This is a genomic window from Streptomyces sp. 4N124, assembly GCF_052245395.1.
GTDB lineage: Bacteria > Actinomycetota > Actinomycetes > Streptomycetales > Streptomycetaceae > Streptomyces.
On sequence record NZ_JBQQBS010000027.1, the window covers coordinates 44945 to 62642 of the forward strand.

21 protein-coding genes and 5 pseudogenes are annotated in these 17698 nt (G+C 68.9%); 13 read left to right on the forward strand and 13 right to left on the reverse strand.

Translation table 11 applies throughout. From position 1 onward, the window contains the following. Nucleotides 1-45: 45 nt before the first annotated feature. Nucleotides 46-255 (reverse strand): annotated as a pseudogene (locus ACTWQO_RS25885) (tetratricopeptide repeat protein); the annotation flags it as partial. A gap of 423 nt (nt 256-678) precedes the next feature. Here ACTWQO_RS25885 and ACTWQO_RS25890 point away from each other — a divergent pair. After that, on the forward strand, nt 679-834 hold the full coding sequence (locus tag ACTWQO_RS25890; protein ID WP_443239755.1) for a hypothetical protein: 156 nt from the start codon (nt 679-681) through the stop codon (nt 832-834). A gap of 229 nt (nt 835-1063) precedes the next feature. Here the strand turns inward: ACTWQO_RS25890 and ACTWQO_RS25895 are convergent, their stop codons facing one another. Beyond that, entirely contained in the window at nt 1064-2038 is a 975-nt protein-coding gene (locus ACTWQO_RS25895; RefSeq protein ID WP_443239756.1) for an ArsR/SmtB family transcription factor, read from the reverse strand. Between the two features lie 160 nt (nt 2039-2198). On the opposite strand from ACTWQO_RS25895, the gene ACTWQO_RS25900 reads away from it, so the two are divergent. Together ACTWQO_RS25900 and ACTWQO_RS25905 are read left to right on the forward strand one after the other, a co-directional pair. Then, the gene (locus ACTWQO_RS25900) at nt 2199-2474 is read left to right on the forward strand and encodes a hypothetical protein (protein WP_443239757.1); all 276 of its coding nucleotides are present in this window, start codon (nt 2199-2201) and stop codon (nt 2472-2474) included. 396 nt (nt 2475-2870) lie between these two features. After that, entirely contained in the window at nt 2871-3242 is a 372-nt protein-coding gene (locus ACTWQO_RS25905) for a hypothetical protein (protein ID WP_443239758.1), read from the forward strand. A 28-nt stretch (nt 3243-3270) separates the two neighbouring features. Here ACTWQO_RS25905 and ACTWQO_RS25910 read toward each other — a convergent pair whose 3' ends face one another. Both ACTWQO_RS25910 and ACTWQO_RS25915 read right to left on the reverse strand, forming a co-directional pair. Next, nucleotides 3271-3417 (reverse strand): hypothetical protein, encoded by a 147-nt coding sequence (locus tag ACTWQO_RS25910; RefSeq protein ID WP_443239759.1) that lies wholly within the window; start codon nt 3415-3417, stop codon nt 3271-3273. Between the two features lie 439 nt (nt 3418-3856). Continuing rightward, nucleotides 3857-4207: pseudogene (locus ACTWQO_RS25915) on the reverse strand (BRCT domain-containing protein); the annotation flags it as partial. A gap of 347 nt (nt 4208-4554) precedes the next feature. Here ACTWQO_RS25915 and ACTWQO_RS25920 point away from each other — a divergent pair. Both ACTWQO_RS25920 and ACTWQO_RS25925 read left to right on the forward strand, forming a co-directional pair. Beyond that, entirely contained in the window at nt 4555-6711 is a 2157-nt protein-coding gene (locus ACTWQO_RS25920; protein WP_443239760.1) for a DnaB-like helicase C-terminal domain-containing protein, read from the forward strand. After that, entirely contained in the window at nt 6711-7283 is a 573-nt protein-coding gene (locus tag ACTWQO_RS25925) for a hypothetical protein (RefSeq protein ID WP_443239761.1), read from the forward strand. Before ACTWQO_RS25920 ends, ACTWQO_RS25925 begins: the two co-directional genes overlap by 1 nt. A gap of 550 nt (nt 7284-7833) precedes the next feature. Here ACTWQO_RS25925 and ACTWQO_RS25930 read toward each other — a convergent pair. Beyond that, nucleotides 7834-8268: an Rrf2 family transcriptional regulator gene (locus ACTWQO_RS25930; protein ID WP_443239762.1), complete on the reverse strand. Its 435-nt coding sequence runs from the start codon at nt 8266-8268 to the stop codon at nt 7834-7836. A gap of 128 nt (nt 8269-8396) precedes the next feature. On the opposite strand from ACTWQO_RS25930, the gene ACTWQO_RS25935 reads away from it, so the two are divergent. From ACTWQO_RS25935 to ACTWQO_RS25945, 3 genes and pseudogenes are all read left to right on the forward strand, one after another. After that, nucleotides 8397-9146 (forward strand): SDR family NAD(P)-dependent oxidoreductase, encoded by a 750-nt coding sequence (locus ACTWQO_RS25935; RefSeq protein ID WP_443239763.1) that lies wholly within the window; start codon nt 8397-8399, stop codon nt 9144-9146. 189 nt (nt 9147-9335) lie between these two features. Further along, complete coding sequence (locus ACTWQO_RS25940; RefSeq protein WP_443239764.1) at nt 9336-9680, forward strand: transposase; 345 nt, start codon at nt 9336-9338, stop codon at nt 9678-9680. A 123-nt stretch (nt 9681-9803) separates the two neighbouring features. After that, a pseudogene (locus ACTWQO_RS25945) lies at nt 9804-10154 on the forward strand (transposase); the annotation flags it as partial. Nucleotides 10155-10158: 4 nt separating this feature from the next. On the opposite strand, the gene ACTWQO_RS25950 reads toward ACTWQO_RS25945, so the two are convergent. Next, entirely contained in the window at nt 10159-11139 is a 981-nt protein-coding gene (locus tag ACTWQO_RS25950; protein ID WP_443239765.1) for a winged helix-turn-helix domain-containing protein, read from the reverse strand. An 89-nt stretch (nt 11140-11228) separates the two neighbouring features. Here ACTWQO_RS25950 and ACTWQO_RS25955 point away from each other — a divergent pair, with 89 nt between their 5' ends. Together ACTWQO_RS25955 and ACTWQO_RS25960 are read left to right on the forward strand one after the other, a co-directional pair. Next, nucleotides 11229-12545: an MFS transporter gene (locus ACTWQO_RS25955; protein ID WP_443239766.1), complete on the forward strand. Its 1317-nt coding sequence runs from the start codon at nt 11229-11231 to the stop codon at nt 12543-12545. 111 nt (nt 12546-12656) lie between these two features. After that, nucleotides 12657-12929, forward strand: coding sequence for a hypothetical protein (locus tag ACTWQO_RS25960; protein ID WP_443239767.1), 273 nt, complete (start codon nt 12657-12659; stop codon nt 12927-12929). 372 nt (nt 12930-13301) lie between these two features. On the opposite strand, the pseudogene ACTWQO_RS25965 reads toward ACTWQO_RS25960, so the two are convergent. The 5 genes and pseudogenes from ACTWQO_RS25965 to ACTWQO_RS25985 form a co-directional block, all read right to left on the reverse strand. Continuing rightward, nucleotides 13302-13616, reverse strand: a pseudogene (locus ACTWQO_RS25965) (LysR substrate-binding domain-containing protein); the annotation flags it as partial. Then, nucleotides 13502-13927, reverse strand: a complete 426-nt coding sequence (locus ACTWQO_RS25970; RefSeq protein WP_443239823.1) for a transposase — start codon at nt 13925-13927, stop codon at nt 13502-13504. The pseudogene ACTWQO_RS25965 and the gene ACTWQO_RS25970, both read right to left, overlap by 115 nt. Continuing rightward, a complete protein-coding gene (locus ACTWQO_RS25975; protein ID WP_443239824.1) occupies nt 13819-14073 on the reverse strand; it encodes a transposase in 255 nt (84 codons plus the stop codon). Before ACTWQO_RS25975 ends, ACTWQO_RS25970 begins: the two co-directional genes overlap by 109 nt. A gap of 15 nt (nt 14074-14088) precedes the next feature. Beyond that, nucleotides 14089-14220 carry a hypothetical protein gene (locus ACTWQO_RS25980; protein WP_443239768.1) on the reverse strand — a complete coding sequence of 44 codons (132 nt, stop codon included), beginning with the start codon at nt 14218-14220 and terminating at the stop codon, nt 14089-14091. Next, entirely contained in the window at nt 14217-14390 is a 174-nt protein-coding gene (locus ACTWQO_RS25985) for a hypothetical protein (RefSeq protein ID WP_443239829.1), read from the reverse strand. The genes ACTWQO_RS25980 and ACTWQO_RS25985 overlap by 4 nt, the downstream gene beginning before the upstream one ends. 6 nt (nt 14391-14396) lie before the next feature. Between ACTWQO_RS25985 and ACTWQO_RS25990 the strand changes: the two are divergent. After that, a pseudogene (locus ACTWQO_RS25990) lies at nt 14397-14571 on the forward strand (ergothioneine biosynthesis protein EgtB); the annotation flags it as partial. Nucleotides 14572-14658: 87 nt separating this feature from the next. Here ACTWQO_RS25990 and ACTWQO_RS25995 read toward each other — a convergent pair. Both ACTWQO_RS25995 and ACTWQO_RS26000 read right to left on the reverse strand, forming a co-directional pair. Then, nucleotides 14659-15198, reverse strand: coding sequence for a GNAT family N-acetyltransferase (locus tag ACTWQO_RS25995; protein ID WP_443239769.1), 540 nt, complete (start codon nt 15196-15198; stop codon nt 14659-14661). Further along, nucleotides 15183-16439, reverse strand: a complete 1257-nt coding sequence (locus ACTWQO_RS26000) for a hypothetical protein (protein ID WP_443239770.1) — start codon at nt 16437-16439, stop codon at nt 15183-15185. Before ACTWQO_RS26000 ends, ACTWQO_RS25995 begins: the two co-directional genes overlap by 16 nt. 347 nt (nt 16440-16786) lie before the next feature. Between ACTWQO_RS26000 and ACTWQO_RS26005 the strand changes: the two genes are divergently transcribed. After that, nucleotides 16787-17266, forward strand: coding sequence for an ATP-binding protein (locus ACTWQO_RS26005; protein ID WP_443239771.1), 480 nt, complete (start codon nt 16787-16789; stop codon nt 17264-17266). After that, entirely contained in the window at nt 17263-17691 is a 429-nt protein-coding gene (locus ACTWQO_RS26010; RefSeq protein ID WP_443239772.1) for a DUF6415 family natural product biosynthesis protein, read from the forward strand. Before ACTWQO_RS26005 ends, ACTWQO_RS26010 begins: the two co-directional genes overlap by 4 nt. Nucleotides 17692-17698: the final 7 nt, after the last annotated feature.

Sequence of the window (17698 nt, forward strand, 5' to 3'; positions counted from 1 at the left end):
CCGTCCGGCGTCACATGGCGTGCTGGTGTTCGGCGGCAGCGGTACTCAGCGGCGCCACCGGTGTCGTTTCCGGTTGGCCCGAAGGGCTTTGAGGTTGTCGGCCGCGACCGGGTTACCCGCTTCGGCCGAGCGCTGGAACCATCGTTCTGCCTCGTCGAGGTCGCCGCGTTCGGCGAGGAGGCGGCCGAGGTTGTTGGCGGCGTCGTGGTTTCCGGCTTCAGCCGCTCGGCGGAACAGGCTCTCCGCTGCGCTGAGATCCCCGCGGTCGCGGACCGTGGCGCACGGGACCGTCGTTTTCCCCGTGGCGACGGGCCCTTCCTGTGGTCACGCGCAAGGAAGAACCACCGCCCCGCTGACGAGCTTTACCACATTTGCGACGGGGCCGTGGCGGGATCTGCAGGGCAGCCCGCCCGGCAAGTGACATGTCGTAGCGTGAGGCGTGCAGGCGCAGGTCCTGGCGAGCCGACACGTCGTCAGTCCCTGCGTGATCCGTGAACCACGACCCGGACCCCTGCCCGAAGCCATCCGCCCCGTGGCAGAGCCTTGCCTCGCCACCTGACCCTCCTTCTCTGCTGTACCTGAGCTTTACTGTCGGCGTGAACTCAGTTCTGACCATTCTGGTCGAACTGAGCAAACAACCGGCGCCGGTTCGACCGCTGTTGCGAAGGTGTCGAATCGGTGGACGCGCTCACGTTGTCGATCCTGACCGTCTCAGGTGTCGTAACCATCCTTTTGTTCACAGTGCGGGGCATTCTGGATCAGCTCCCCGACCTGTTGGCTGCATGGCACCGGGTGAAGAGAGCCTTTAGGGATCAAGAGCCGAACGGCGAGTGACGGCGGATTTGCCCAGTCAGTCCCCACGGTCCAAGACCTGCTGCAGACCGAGCACTCAACTGGCTCTCCCCGCTGCATCGTCCAGACTTACGCACACCCAGGCCGCGGTGTCGTCGGGGTGAGTAGGTGTTGTGATCGCTGGTTGTGAGGTGACCACCCCGTGATGCAGGCAAGCCCGGCGACCCGGGACCTGCATCGCGAACGACCTGGCATCTTGCCAATGCGGTGGTCATCTTGCGGCGGTGTCGCTGCGGAGGAGGGCTGCCCCCAGCGGAGTGAGGGTATGCAGGACCGCGATGCCGGTGCGTGTGGTGGCGATGAGGCCGGCATTGCGCAGGACGGCGGCGTGCTGGCTGGCTGAGGGCAGCGAGATGCCCACGCGGTCGGCTGTCTCGCTGGTGGTGGCCGGGTGCTGCAGGGCGGCCAGGACGGCGGCGCGAGTGCGACCCAGCAGTGGCCCCAGGGCATCGGCGACATCAGCGGGCCGTTCGCCGGCGTGCAACGGATAGGACAGCGTCCAGGGCTCACCGCAGCGGCGCCCGTACATCGGGCCGCGGGCGAAGTAGGACGGGATGAGCATCAGTCCGTGGCCGCCCAGGTGTACGTCGGTCGGATCGCACGGCGAGGGGATGTGCCAGGTCGGGGATTGCCAGCGCCAGCCGGGGACGAGGGTAGCCAGCATGGCGTCGACACCGCCGCGCAGAAGGGTCTCGGCGCGTAGTGTCCGGTCGGCGGCAGCGGCGGCCTGCACCTGCGGCCACAGGGGTGCGAGGCAGGAGTTGAAGTAGCGCAGTGAGTCGCGGGCGAAGAGCTGTCGGCCCGTGGTGGTGCCCTCGGCGAGCTCCCGCAACCGGGGCCTGTCGCGGGTGAGGCGGGGCAGGAGGCCGATTTCGTCCGCCAGTTCCTGGGCCGGCGTCCCGGCTGCCAGGTCCACTCCGGCGTGCAGGTCGGAGGTGAACGCGTGCAAGTAGAAGTCGAACAAGCCCCCTTGCGGGGGGTCCAGCTCCAGAAGGATCCCCGCCCGGGGAACCACACTGCCGATGATTCGCTGCTGCCATCGTCTCAGGCCGGGACGTAACCGGTCCGTGCTGGTCGGCCGGGTGCGTAAGTAGCGCACGCTGAGACCGATCTCCAGCAGGGCGTTGGGGACGGGAGCGACGGTGATCTGACGCAGGTCCGCCTCGGTGAAATGTATGCGCAACACGGGCCCGATTCTTCTGTCCGTCAGACCCTTTTGGCCACAACTGAAAGGCATGGCGACCGGAACTGGCCCACGGCAGGCTCCTTCTCACCCGCTTCCTCCGCCGCGAGGCAGGTGGAACCGGCTCGATCACCACCATGGGACGACAGACAAGGAGCCACTCATGCGGATACGTCATGCCCTCATCGGCACGGGCCTGGGGGCGTTGCTCGCCATCGGCGCCGTAGCCGCCCCCGCCCAGGCCGCCGCCCCCACGCAGCAGACCGCCGCGTCGGTCACCGCCTCCGCCGACACCCCGATCCGCGCGCAAGGGTGGACGTATTGGGGCAGCTACGTCTTCTACGTCCAGTGCAAGGACGCCGGCTACCAGACGCACCTGCCGTACTACTGCTACCAGTCCCCCCACTCCGGTCTGTGGGACCTCTTCGTCTGGCGCTGAGCAGAGGGCGACCGGTAGTCCGGTCGCCCCCCTCGCGCCTCGCTCTGATGCGGGGGGCCGCGGCCGCACAAACGACGTGCGCAACACCCGGTCACGTCGGCCGGCGAAACAACGAACGGGCCGATCCGGTCGGCGGGGACGAGTTGCCCGTAGGCGGCATCGCCTGCTGCCACCAACGCCCCTTGGACGTCCCCGGAACTCTCAACCTCTGTCCCGGGGACAGAAGCCGGACAACATGCTGAGCAGCTCGGACACAACCTCGGCTGTCCGGGACAGCCCGATGTTGTTGCCCGGATGGGTCCAGGCCAGCAAGCCCGGTACGGCCGGGTGCTGTTCATGCAAGAAATAGCAACCAACGGTTTGCAACACCACAACTCTCATGTCCAAGGAGACGACATGCGTAGCAACATCACGCGAGCAGCCACCGTGGTCGGCGCCCTGACGGCTGCTTTCGCCATGCTGGGACAGGGCATCGCACAGGCCGCCCCTATCAGCCGCACGAGTGCCTGCGCCAGGTTCACCGGCGACTACACCTACTGGAGCACCGGCAACGGCTGGTACGGCTTCAGCCTGACCGGCAGCGTCACGCGAACCTGCTCGGGGAGCGGGTGGCACACCATCGAGGTGACCGGCGACAAGAACTGGGGCGACGGGGATTTCTACGGCTTCCATTCCATGCTCTTGACGCGAGGCGAGACGCGGCCCATCGAGAACGTTGGTGCATCTGGCGGTGTCAAGAACATACGCATCGCGCTCATCGATCGCTGACGACGTGCAGAAGAGTGCCAGGAGCACGCTAGCCAGTGGAGCGTCGGGCAAGGCGGCGGGTCATCAGGATGATGGCCGCGAGGCTGAGCATGGCCTCGGAGTGCTGCGGCCCGGTTTCGTAGTCCCTGGTGTTCCGGCGGGCGGGCAGCAGCCACGCGAGACGTCTCTGGATCAACGCAGTCGATGATGAGGTTCTTGATCTTCAGATGCACAAGGTGAGGCAGTGGTACCCCAGCCGCCAGGAACACCGGGTGATCTGGCGCGGCCCTTACATCAAAGGGCCTGCCGATGCGCCACTGATGATGGGGGAGAAGGCCCACCTCGTGGATTCGTAGCTGCGCCCTGAAGGCTGGCGCCGGTGATCAGCACGTGAGAGGCCCCGGCTGGACGGGGGAGACCAGCCGGGGCCGTGTGCGGTGGGTCTGCGGAGGGCGGTCGCCTCTCGGCGGATGGCTCCATGGGGCTTCAGCCGGACGATCGTCCCCATGGGCTGTAGGTGAGGCCCGGGGACACTGTCCCCTCCGCAGCCACATATTGATGAACGGTCAACCGTCTCGGGTTGTTCCTTGCGTTGCCCTGACTCCGCTGTGAGGTGGGGCACCGGCCGTCACGGGTCACTCGAGGAAGCTGGCGATGAGGGGGGCGAATTCGTCGGGGGTGGCCAGGCGGATACCGAGGTCTTCGGCCTTGGCCCGCTTGGACCCGGCGCCGTCTCCGGCGACGATCAGGGTGGTCTTCTTGGAGACGCTGGAGGAGGAGCGGCCGCCGGCACGTTCGATGAGTTCGTTCATCTGGTTACGGCTGGGCTTTTCCAAGAGGCCGGTCATCGCACCGGTCACGACCACCGTCATCCCGGCCAGCGGCAGGTCCGCTCCCTCAGGGCCGTCGCCTTCCGCGGCGCCGCCGGCAGCGAAGGCGGGTGGGGTGGCGCCGGGCTCGGTCATGTTGACCCCGGCCGCGGCGAGTAAGTATCGGGTCGGGGTATTCAGGTCAGCCTGCCGACTCCACGCCCATGGTCCACCCTTCTCACGCCCTGGCCGGGGCAAACGCTATCCCCTTGGCTGCCGGCTCCGGACCCCACATGGGACGATCTTGATGTGGCTGGTGTGATTACTGTGTCCGAGCCGTCTGGATATACCGTTCGGCGCAGAGGGACTTCGGGGACCTCATCACACGGGCGGCTCAGGGGCAGCCGCAGGTGCTCCGGCGGAACACCACGCCGGTCGCGATACTGCTCCCCGTCGACACCGCCTCAGGTGTCCTTTCGTCCGACACGGCCGCGCACACCGGCGCGGCGCCCGCAGGAGGTGCGGTGAACAGCCAAGGCAACCCGGACCGCGACAGGACGCCCCGCAGGCTCGCCACGCTCGGCGACGCCATCGGCTCCGTGCTCACCTCCAGCCCGGGCGGCCCCACGTTCGGGCTGCCCGGACTGGACGCCGCGACGGGCGGTCTGCAGCCGGGCCGGCTGATGCTCATCGCGGCCGCTCCGAACGTGGGCGGCAGCCTGCTGGGGCTGGCTGCCGCACGCCAGACCGCGCTGGTCGACCACCGCAAGGTCCTGTATGCGGCGTCGGGTCCGAACCGGGCCGACATCTTCCGCCGGGTCCTCGCCGCGGAGACCGGCGGCGACTACCCGCGCCTGAAGCAGGGACACCTCACCGAGCACGAGCAGCAGGTTGCCCAGCAGCTCCGACAGAAGGCCTCCGTGCTGCTGATCGACGACGGCAGCGACCTGACCGCTGAGGCCATCGCGGAGACCGCCCCGCACGTCCAGGACCTGGCTCTCGTAGTCGTGGACCGGTTCCAGGCCGCCCACAACGCCCGCCTGCCGCTGTCCGGGAACCGCCTTCCCGACGCCTCCCAGGTCCTGGCGGGACTCGCGCGCTCCCTGCACGTCCCGGTACTCGCCATTGTGGACAGCGACGATCCCACGCTCCTGAGCCTGTTGGACGCCGACATCCTGGTGACGCTCGCGTCGGCCGAGGACCCCTCCACGGTCCAGGTGACGGTCGCGGAACGCGACTTCGGCGCGATCGGCTCGGCGTACCTGCGGCCCGACCTGCTGCACGCCCGCTTCCTCGACGCCGGCACCGCCTCCGCCGGCGCTACGGGCGGCGAAGGCCCTGCGCAGGGCCTGGGCAGTGCGGTGGAGCAGGAGTTGGCCGAGGCGGCGCTTCCCTACACGTCCGGTGCCCAGCAGGGGCTGCCGGCCTCCGTCACGCATGTGCTGGCCGCGCTGCGCACCGCACTGACCGATGGTGACCAGGAAGCCCGTGCGGAACTCGGGCCCTCCCTGGCCCAAGTGGCTGCGGCGCCGCTGCAGCTGCCGGACACCGCCGAGGGACGCCGCCTCGCCGCCGCGCTGCGCGCCTATGCCACCGCCGGACAGCCCGCCGCTGCCGCTGCCCAGTCCGGCGCGAGCACCGGGCACGTCCCGGATGACGCCGACGTAGAAGATGCCGAGGAAGGCGACGAGGACGGCCTGGCACCGGGGGACGAGGAAGACGAGCCCGAGGGCGCGGTCTTCCCCGCCCTCAGGATCCTCAAGGACGCGGTGGACCGCTCGAAGATGCACCCGATCAAGGTCATTCGCCGTGAGGAGCGGGACAGCGGCCCGTGGCCGCTGATCAGCGAGGACATGGACGGCGAGCCCCGCTGGGTCCACCCCGACGTCACCAGCACGCGCGTCGCCCACACCAGGGCAAACGGCAAGCGCGTCCGGCGGGACACACTCGGCGTGCCCGACTCCTTCGGCGATGGCGTGATGTGCCTGATCGACCGCAACGGCAGCTACCCGTCGGCCTGTTCGGCCGTCCCCCTCGCCCCGAACAAGCTCCTGCACACCGGCCCCCTCGACGCGTTCGACAAGACCCAGGCCGGCATCTACCTCATCGACATCCCGCAGTGGACCCGCACCGACATGCCGCACCCCCTGGGGCGGCTCATCGAGCGGCCCGACGAACAGGGCCGCGTGTGGGTCACCACCCCCCACATCAAGCAGCTCGAGAAACTCGTCCGCGACGGCCACCTCGACGCCGCGCCGACCATCCACGACTCATGGACCGGGAAGGCCAACGAGTCCCTCTTCAAGCCCTTCTACGAGGCCACCCGTAAGGCACGGACCGAACTCGTCCAGGTCGGTGGTGACCCCTACAAGACGTACAAGACCCGGCTGTCCATCGCGCTGCGCCTGCTGTGGCCCAAGCGCGCGGAACAGCGCTCCCCGTTCTGGCGGCCCGACTGGCGCATGAGCATGGTCGCCGAGGCGTCCGTGCGTCACTGGGCGGTAGCCTTCCGGGCCGTCCAGGACGGGCACACGCTCATCGCCCTGCGCAACGTCGACGCGGCCGTCTTCTGGACCCCTGACGGCACGCCGCCCGCCACGTACCGGATCGGGACCGGCTTTGGCGAAGTGAAGGCCAAGTACATCCAGCCCGGCGAGATCATTCCCGAAGGTGACGACTGATGGCCGGTCCCACCGGCCGCGGAGGCTTGCTGGGCTCCGCCCTCAACGACCTCCTGCGCTCCCAGGTCACGCCCCGCCACCGGCTGTCGTCGTACACCGCCAAGCACTGGCACGCCCAGCTCAGCCAGCTCACCGGAACCCACCGCGGATACCAGGCCCTTCAAGAGGCCGGCCTCGACGTGACCGTCAAGACCCTGCTCAACTGGCTGTCCGATCCCGAGTACAACGTCCGCCGCAGCTACATCGACATCATCCACACCGCGTACGAGAACGCCGCCATCGTCCCCGCGGACCCAATCCCCGACCACGTCAAGAGGGGCCAGTTCGAGATCAGCGGCATCGTCAAGACAGGCGACGACGAACGCGAGCGCGGCAACCGACGGGCCGCACCCCTGCGTATCGACGGCAGCAGGGGCGACTGGGACGAGATCGAGGAACTCTGGCTGGCCGGCGAGCTCACCGACGACGAATTCGAGGATCACTTCGTCGACGACGTCATCGTGGCGGACATCGGCGAAGGCACCGACGGATGGGAGTTCCCCGGCGCCTCGTACTCCGTCGAACTCAGGTAACAGCTGCGTCCGACGCTGGACTACAGGGCCGCACGCGGGGCTACACCCACGCTGCGTTGAGGTCGGGGTACTCGGTCACCGCTGGCCAGAGCGACGCGGAGGCCGCCGCATCTGCGCCCCATAGGACGTTGACGCTGCCCCAGCCCCGTAGCTGCCCCGATGTCGCCGGGCTGTCTGTCCGGAGCCGAACCCCAGCTCCAGTGGCAGGAGTTGCCAGGCTATGTCGTTGTAGAGGACGTCGAGGATGCCCTGGAGACAGGGCCGATCTGCCACCGGCCGCGTCCCGGTGTCCGCTTGGGCCAGGACGGCAGCGGTTCGATCAGCGCCCACAAGTCGTCGTCCACGATCCATGGCCGGGTGCTCGCATCCTCCCGAACGGCGGAATCGGCACATCGGTCACGCCGGACCAGGGAACTTCAACAAGATCAAGTTACGAGCTCGTAGGACACGGTCTGATACTGCAACGGTCTTCGGCGTGACTGGTTGCCAGGCTGTTCGCCGGCCTGGGCATGGATGGGGGTCTTGGTGATGTCAGGGCGTAACGGGGAGGCTAGCGAGGTGCCGCGAGTACGTCCCGGAGTACGTTCTCGAGCGTGACGCGGGCCAGCTCGTGTCTCAGGGTCTCCTCGATGCCCTCGTAGATGCTCTGCATCGCCGGCTGGATGCCGTGACCCACCACGCATTCCTGGTCCGGGGTGGTGCGGTGCATCGCGAACAGCGGGCCGGGTTCCACTGCCTCGTACACGTCGAGCAGGGTCATCGACTCCAGCTCGCGTGCCAGCGACCAGCCCGCGCCCACGCCCCGCCGGGACTCCACGAGCCCGGCCCTGCGCAGCTCGCCGAGCAGCCGCCTGATCACCACGGCGTTGGTGTTCGCGCTGGACGCGATCTGCTCGGAGGTGGCGACCTCATGGCCCTGGCGCTGGTAGAGGCCGATCCAGGCCAGCGCGTGGGCGGCGATGGTCAGCCTGCTGTTGGCGCTCATGGACTCCTCCTCTCGGCCGCAACGCTTCATGTTACGACAGCTCAGTCGTAACAGCGAAGGTTGCAACAGTCTGTCGTAACAATTAACGTTGCGACAGTCGGGAAGGATCAATCAACGAGGTGAGAAGAATGAACAAGCCACTCACGGGCAAGGTCGCCCTGGTCACCGGGGGGTCGCGCGGACTGGGAGCCGCGACCGTACGACTGCTGGCCGAGCAGGGCGCCGACGTCGCCTTCACCTACGTCAGCTCCCAGAAGCAGGCACAGGCCGTCGTCGACGAGGTGCACGGCAAGGGAGCCAAGGCCGTCGCCTTCCAGTCCGACCAGGCGGACACGAGCCGGGCGCCGGCGCTGATCGACGACGTGGTCGCACACTTCGGCGGCCTGGACATCCTCGTCAACAACGCGGCGATCCCCGCGGCCGGCACGGTAGACGACCCGGACGCCGACATCGCCGCACTGGACCGGATGCACGCCACCAACTACCTCGGCGTGATCGCCGTCATCCGGGCCGCCTCCCGAGTGCTGCGCACGGGCGGCCGCATCATCACGGTGAGTTCCGGACTGGGCTCCCGCGTCGGCGCCCCCGGCCTCGCCGACTACGCGGCGACCAAGTCCGGGATCGAGAGGTACACCATGGGCGCCGCACGCGACCTCGGGCCCCGGAACATCACGGCCAACGTCGTGGAGGCCGGACTGATGGAGGGCGGCATGCAAGCACCGGACCCCGAGACCCTCAAGGTCCTGCTCAGCTCGCTGTCCCTGCAACGCATGGGGCACCCCGACGAAATCGCCGCAGCGATCGCCTTCCTGGCGAGCCCCGCCGCGTCGTACGTCACGGGCGCGGTACTGGACGCCCACGGCGGCTACAACGCCTGAACCCGAACCCCTGCCGCACGCCCCGAAGGACATCGCGCCTTCGGGGCACGCACCGCCAACGACCCGCGTGTGCGTGGACACGCCTCAAGAAGCCCGGATCGTGATCGTGTTGCGAGCTCTAAGAACTCCTAACGAAATGATCTTCGAGGTGGTTGGATCACTCCGGGACTGTTGATCCGGGGGTGCGGAGTGGCGCGGCCGAAGCGGTGGGAAGTCGACGACGAACTGTGGACGGTGATCGAGCCGCTGCTGCCGAAGGTGGAGCGCCGAGCCCGCCATCCCGGGCGGAAGCGGCATCCGGACCGGCTGGTGTTCCAGGGCATCCTGTTCGTGCTGCATACCGGGATCGCCTGGGAACACCTGCCGCAGGAGCTCGGCTTCGGTTCGGGGATGACGTGCTGGAGGCGCCTGGCCCAGTGGACCGAGGCCGGTGTGTGGCCCCGGCTGCACGAGGTCCTCCTCGCCAAGCTTCGCAGCGCGGACGCCCTGGACTCTCCCGGGCCGCAGTCGACGGCTCCCACATCCGCGCGCTAAAAGGGGCTCCAAGACGGGACGAAGCCCTGTTGACCGGGGCAGAAGCGGCAGCAAGCACCACCTGGTTACCGACGCCACCGGCATCCCGCTCGCGGTCACCCTGACCGGCGGCAACCGCAACAACGTACCCAGCTCATCCCGCTGCTTCAAGCGGTACCACCCGTGCGCGGCAAGCGCGGTCGACCGCGCCGCCGCCCGGACGTCGTACTCGGAGACCGCGGTTACGACCACGACAAGTACCGCCGGCTCGTCTGGGACCTCGGCGTGAAGCCGGTCATCGCCCGCCGCGGCACCGAGCACGGCTCTGGCCTCGGAACCCAACGCTGGGTCGTGGAGCGCGCGTTCGCCCACCTGCACTGGTTTCGCCGCCTGCGGATCCGCTGGGAGATACGGGACGACATCCACGAGGCTTTCCTCACCCTCGGCTGCGCAATCATCTGCTGGCGGCGCCTCAAGAAAGCAGTGCTGATCTGAGCCCTCAGCCTGTACCGGCGACCAGTGCCTCGCCGAGCGGGGTGCGGCGGTAGAGCACGGACCGTCCGGACCGGGCGCGGGCGAGCAGCCCCGCGCCTCGCAGGATGGCGAGGTGGTCGCCTACCGCGCCGGGTGTCATGGCGAGGCTTCGGGCGAGGTGGCTGGTACTGGCCGGGGCGTCCAGCGCCAACAGCAGCCGGGCTCGGGCCCGGCCGACCAGAGCGGTCAGGGCGTCCGGTTGGGGGACGGTCGCCTGTTCGCCCCACAGGGCGGCGGTGCCGCGGGCACGATAGATCAAGGTTCTGGGCCAGGGGTCTTCCAGGCTGGCGGCGATATTCGCGACGAAGACCGAAGGGATCAGCAGGAGCCCGTTGCCGGCGAGGCGGACTGTTCCGACTTGGGGGAAGTGGCCGATCTCGATACCGGCGGCCTTCCAGGCGATGCTCGGGTGCAGGCTCTCGATGGTCGTGACCCATCCGTGTTCGCCGATCACACCCACCCGGTGCACGACGTCGCGCTCACAGATCGCGCGCAGTTGCGGCCAGTCCGGGGCGAGCAGTTCGTGCCACGCATGGTCCATCGCCTCGGCGATCCTGGAGACGGCATCTGTCGAGTCCAGCACTGCGCGTACGCGGGGCTCGCGGGCGGACGGGCCGGTCGCGTTGGTGGCGATTTCGTGGCGGGCCACTTCCAGCGGTGTGGCCCGGATCACGGCCAGGTCGTCTGCCCAGGTCTGGTTGAGGCCGCGCGGGGGCGGGGCGACGAAGTTCGGTCCGGATTGCGTGGTGTGCAGGGCGAGGGCGGCGTTCAGTTCGGTCTCGCGGCGAAGCCGTTCGAAGGCCGGCAGGAGCCGGGTGGCCCAGGCTCGCGGCAGCGGCTGGTCCTGGCCGGCGAGCGAGCGCAGCAGGAAGCAGAGGTCCATCGCGGGCGACAGCGCGAAGCGGCTGCGCAGCAGGTCCTCGACGGAGACTTCGAAGCGCAGCACCCTGCGAGGCTACCGCGGCCCGTCTGTTCCGATTCGTCGAGCGACGAATCATTGGTGGGTGGCGTGGGCGCACGGCGAGGCTGCGCGTCATGACCCCAACCGCCGAGCCCGCGCAGGGCAACCACCGTGCCACCTACCGGGAGGTGCTGGCCGAGCCACGATTCCGGCTGCTCTTCTCGACCCGCACCGTCGCGATCACTGCGGACGCGCTGCGGATCACCACGTTCTCGGTGCTGGTCTTCTCGGCCACCGGCTCCGCGCTGCTGAGCGCACTGGCCTTCGGCATCGGCTTCATCCCGCAGCTGTTCGGCTCGCTGCTGCTGGGCTCACTGGCCGACCGACTGCCGCCCCGCGCGCTCATCACCGGCGGCTACGCCTTGACGTGCGCCGCCGCTCTGCTGCTCGCCCTGGTGCGGATGCCGATCGCGGCAAGCCTCGGTGTCGTGGCGCTGGTAGCCCTCGCCACACCGGTGTTTCACGGCGCGTCGAGTCGGCTGGTCGCGCAGTCGCTGGAGGGCGACGCCTATGTACTGGGCCGTTCACTGAACAACATCGCTGCCTCCGGCGCGCAATTGTTCGGCCTGGCCCTGGGAGGTGTGACCGTCGCGGCACTCGGCCCGCACCGGGCACTCGCGGTCAGCGCCGTCCTCTACCTCGGCTGCGCCCTCGCCATCCGTATCCGGCTACCCCGACTGCAACCGGGACAGTTCGGCGGCACACCTGGCGGCGCTCGGGGCGATGGCGGGGCCGTCCGGGCAAGCCTGCACGGTGCCGGCCTGCTGCTGCGCGGGCGCACGGTGCGACGACTGATGCTAGCCCAGTGGCTCCCGCCCGCGTTCGTAGCGGGCGCGGAAGGTCTGATCGTCGCCTACGCGGGAGGGCGCCACTTCGCGCCCGGCTGGTACGCGGTGCTGATGGGCTGTCTGCCGGTCGGCATGCTTGTCGGTGACCTGCTGGTGGGTCGACTGCTACGGCCACCCGCCCGGGAGCGACTGGTAGTCCCGTTGATTGCGCTGATGGGACTGCCGCTGGTCGGCTTCGCCACCGAGCCCGGAGTGGGCGTCTCGTCCTGTCTGCTGCTGCTCTGCGGCTTCGGATTCGCCTACGGTCTCGGCCTGCAACGGCCGTTCCTGGACGCCCTGCCGCAGGATGGCCAGGGCCAGGCCTTCGGTCTGCTCGGCTCCGGCAGCATGACGCTTCAGGGCGTCGGGCCGGCCTGCTTCGGCTCGGTGGCCGCAGGCATCGGAACAGGCGGCGCAATCGCCCTGGCAGGCGGCGCGGCGGCGCTTACCGCCGGCTGGATTCTCACCTGGCACCCGCCCACCTCCCCGGTCCCCGTCCCGAACTACTCAACGGGATCAGAGAACGACACCGAACAGCATGCGTGTAGCTCTCCTGCGCAGTAACCGTCGCAGGTCGGGTCGGCCGCGAACCGTCACACACCCCACCCCCACCCCCACGCCTCCCTGACAGACAGCCATTCCCGATAGCTCTTTGTGTTAGGAGTTCTTAACGGCATGAACGGCGACGATGAGCAGCTGCTGCGCGGCCGCGTGTACGGCACCGACCCCGACCACCCCGGCCCGCGTCCGAGCCGGACGTACGCCGAACTGGTCGGTGGCCCGCTGGATGGTCTGCTGCTGGACGTCACCGGCTGGACGCCAGACGAGATCGGCACCGGTGTCTCCCTCACAACCGAGCTCGGGCAGTTCGGACCGGGCGGGCGCGCGATGTACGACCCGCGCCCCGGCGACCAGCGTCGCTTCGACTGGACCGGCGACAGCCCCTGACCACGCCACAGCCCCCGCTGGTCACGGGCACGCAGCCGACCAGGCCCCCGACCATGAGGCCGACCACGGCAGGTCAGCGCGCTACTGGCCTGCCGACCACAACCGGCCTGCTACGACGTGCTCTCGGTCAGCCAGAGACCGAACCTAGAGCCCTGCTGGCCTTGGAACACTGCCCCAAACGATCTGGCCGTCGCTGACCGCCGCGTCGTTGAAGGTGACCGTGCCGCCGTCGCTGATCGTCGCGCCGTCGAAGGAGACCGCGCAATGGCTTACCGTCGCGCGCTCAAAGGAGACCCGGCCGCTGACCGTCGCGCCGTTGAAGGTGACCGCGCCGCCGTCGCTGATCGTCGCGCCGTAGAAGCTGACCGCACCACGGGCCAGGAGCAGGCGCCGCTGTTCTTGCGGGCCGCCGCGGACGGGGAGGACCCGCACGCCGGGAGGTACCGCGGAGACGAGCGAGGCGGGAAGGGTGGTCAGTCCGCACCCCGCGGCGACGAGGTGGAGTTTGGCCAGCCAGTCGCGGGCGGTGTGGGCGATCTCGGGGCGCTCGTCCAGGCCGGGCCACACGCCCATCAGTTGGTCCTCTCCCGATGAGGACCCGGCGATCCAGCGCTGCCCCCGCAGATCGGCCACGTCGACGTAGGCGCCGCGAGCGAGGGGGTGCGTGGCGGGCACCGCGAGACGCAGAGGGAACCGCTTGTAGAGCTCTTCGCGCTCGGATTGGAGTCGTAGCCCTTGTCTCCCAGCAGGGTCTCTGGACGCCTGCGAGGACGGCCTGGGCGGCCGGCGACGGGTGGGATGCCGTCGACCAGGGCGAGGGTCTGGGTGAAACCGTTGACGTTTGCTGCGGTGGTGACGACCTTGAACGGTGTGCCGCGTCCGTCGCAGATCAGGTGGTGTTTGCTGCCCGTCTTGCGCCGGTCGACCGGCGACGGACCAGTGTCGGCGCCCCCTTTTTCGCGCGGATGTGGGAGCCGTCCACGCAGGCCCGTGACCAGTCGAGTTGGCCGGCCGCGTTCAGCTCGGCGAGCAGGATGCGGTGCAGCTGGTCGAAGACGCCTGCCTCCTGCCACCGCTCCAGGCGCCGCCAGCAGGTCTGTCCGGAGCCAAACCCCAGCTCCAGTGGCAGGAGTTGCCAGGCTATGTCGTTGGAGAGGACCTAGAGGATGCCCTGGAGACAGAGCCGATCTGCCACCGGCCGCGTGCCCGGTGTCCGCTTGGGCCAGGGCGGCAGCAGCGGTTCGATCAGCACCCACAAGTCGTCGTCCACGATCCATGGCCGGGTGCTCACATCCAGAACGCCGCCAGGAACGAGAAGAACCAGATGAAGCCCTTCGACCGGCCCGACATCCCGAGGGTGACCCGGTGCCGCTGGTTCTTGATCCGGATGTGGAGCCACGGCTCGGTGTGCTGCGGATCGTGCGGCAGGGGCGTCGGCCTGAACTCAATGTCGAGCTCCACCGACAGCTCGCCACCCTCCAGCTACGCAAGGGCGCACCCGTCCTGCACGCGCCCGCGCCGCCGGCCGCGCCTGCGGACGCGGCCGGTCTGCCCCGCGAAGTACTGCTCCCCGGCGGCTCGTTCACCATGGGCACCAGCGCTGAGCCGTGGGCGCTGGACAACGAACGACCGCAACACACCGTGGACGTGGGGCCGTCCATACGCCCAACTAGCCTCGCTACGAAGAGCCTCACTCCCCGGGGGAGAAGGCGGCCGCAGTGGCGTGGTGTCAGGCTGCGGGCTTGAGTTCCTTGAGCATCACGGCGTACAGCGGAGAGTCCGGGAACGGCTGCCGCTCACCAACCTTCCGGTACCCCCAGCTCTCGTACAGTGCCTGCAAGCGTGGCCGTTTGGTGTCGACGGTGAGCACGGCAAGCGCCTCTGGCCGGTCGGCGAGCAGTGCGGCATGCAGCTGCTCCCCGAGACCCTGCTTGCGCCACTTCGGCCTGAGCATGAGTTCCGAGACAGAGAACGTGGACGTATCGGCCGGCTCCGCGTCCAGGTACTCACGCCACCATTCGCGGCCAGGCTCGCCCGGCGCCCCGTAGGTGAACCCGACGGGTTCACCGCCCTCGTAGGCGACCACGCACGCGAACCCTTCTCGGCCGCCCCAGTGGTCCACGAACCAGGGGAACCGCTGCACGAACTCCTCATGGCGCCTCTCGGCGTAGGCGTCAGCGTGAACTTCGAGCAGAGTTTGCCGTATGTCGGGAAGGTCGGCATGGCCGTAGTGGCGTAGCTGAACTGCCGTGGTCAACGGGCGCTCCATTCGGATCGGTAACGGTCGGCCCACTCCCGTGCCACCTGGCCAGACGGCGCATGAGTGAGAAGGCCACGGTAGAAATCGCCGAGCAGGACCCGGAGACGGCCGGGTAGCGGGCTGCCGGACATCATGTTGAAGACGCCCTCGGTGGACGCGCAGGCCTGCTCGGCGTCGCCCTGGTGGAGCTGGGCGACGGCGAGGTGGACCGTGGCCATCGCCCGGTTGCGCCGGTACTCCTTGGGCAGGGCGGCAAGAGCCCGGTACGAAGCGGCCTCGGCATCGGCCGGTTGTCCGAGGTATTCGCGGACGATCGCGGCCAGGGCGTGGAGTTCTGCGGGCCCGTAGAACGCCACCCAGCCCGGCCGCGGCTGCTCCTTCGCCTTGCCTAGGGCCTCCTCGGCGTATCCAAGAGAGCGGATAGCCGCTTGCCCGTCCCCGCGTTCGGCGTGGCCAACGGCGGCTCGGGCGTGAGCAAGGGAGCCAAACAGCGGATCATGGCGGGTGATCGTGGTCGACTGTGCGGCCTGAGCGGCGGCGATGCCCTGTCCGGCGTCGCCGCGCTGGTGGGCGAGGATGGCGGTGGAGTTCCACACCCGCATCTGGGCCACGGGGTCCTGTGCCATCCCGGCGAGCCGGAGTGCCTCGTTCAGGTGGGCCTGTGCGCGGTCGAGCTGGCGGGCATCGATACAGGACCAGGCGGCCATAGCCGTGTAGTCGGCGGCGACGCTGAACAGCCGTTGCCTGATGCGCTGCGTTGCAGCCTTGCCTTGAAGAGAGACGGCTTCGGCCGCGCCGGCGAGAGCTTCACGTTCGAGACCGGCGTGTCCGCCCCGTTTCTGATCAAGGGCGGTCAGGCCGTCCATGCCCTTGCGGAGCCGGATTACGTCCGAGGTGCCGACGCTGGATGGTCGAGCGGAAACGAGGGGTATGGCGGCGGCGGCGGTACCTCCGGCGCCGGTGAGGAAGCGTCGGCGGATCACGTCGGGGTCCTCCTGCGGCGGTGCTGGCGACCCTGGCGGGTAGAACCCGAGGGCCTCGATGGTGCACCTGAATACTGCCTCCAGAGCGTTGCGCTTGGCACGGTGAGGCCAGGTGGTTTTTCCGGTGAGCCATGTCCGTACGGTGCGGTCCCCTACGCTGTCCCGCTCGCCTGCGGCCAGCAGCTCAGCATTGACGGCCTTGGCTAACTCGGCTTGCTGAAAGCCCCGTTCGGCCATGGCGATCTTGAGGCGGGAATTTCCGGTCACCAACTCACCGTAGACCTGCGCTGATGACTGATGAACGCGGGCGACCGGAAATTTCCGGTCTGCTGCGACCACCAACCCCGCTGCTTTTCCTGTCCATATCGGCTCCTGCCCGTTGAACTGAACACGCATCGCGCCGGGCTGCACCCGGCCGGTGTCGCGGGCTCGTCCCCTGTCCCCGTGGGGGATGGGCCCGCCTCCACGGACGACCACCGAGGGGCAGCGATGACCCACACCGCCCAGGAACAGCACCCAGAGAGCATCACCCGGGCCAGCAGCGCGCCGCCGGTCGCCCTACGGAGCCCTGCACGCGCTGTCCGGCCGGCCCCACGCTCCCCCCAGAGGACGTGATGACGACGACAGCCGTACGCGCGCTTCGCACGGCCCCCCACCGCGGCGGCGACGTGCTGAACGAGCGCTTCCGTGTCACCCCCCGCCATGGCGACGATCCGCCCCGTACAGAGGACGCATGCCGCGTAGGAATCATGCGGCGGATCGCGGCCACCCGACTCAGGCACTGCGGCCTTGAGGCGATGCACGGCGACGTGATGCTGATCGTCTCGGAGCTGCTCACGAACGCGCTCCTGCACAGCGGAACTACGCAGATCAGCCTGAACATCACCATCGAGGACGAATCCCTGCGCATCGCCGTCGGCGACGGCATGCCGGGCTGCACCGAGCTTCAGGCGGCGGACGACAACGCCGAGTCAGGGCGGGGACTCGCGCTCGTCAAGAGCCTGGTGCAGGAGAACGGTGGGGACTGGGGGACCAGCGATGACGGCGCGACCACTTGGTGCCGCCTCAACCTCCCGACGAAGGAGGGACCGTGACGGCCCCGGCCACCGTCACGCGCTGGGACCACTCTGTGAGGCCAGCGGATCAGCCGCTTGACCCGGACCGGCTCCGTTGGGTCCTCCAGAAGATCCAGAGGTGGCAGCCGTACGTAGACGGGTCCCTGCTTGAAGACCTCGCGGTCGTACTCGATGACTACACGCCCAGCGAGGAAGAAGTCGAGGGCATCGCGCTTCGGCTCCGTGGCCACCTCATGCGGCTCGCGAAGCTCGCGGTCACATCGAGGGTGGACCAGCAGGACAACCAGGTCGCCGACCTCGTCGAGAGCGCGCGCACCGTCCGTTCCGAGGAACTGCCCGGGGGCCACCGGCAGGCCGTTGGTCACGTCCGCCGCATGGCCTGGAACGTCAACGAACTCCTTGAGCGATTAGTGGAGAACCAATGCCTCAAAGAGGCGGCATGAAGCCCGA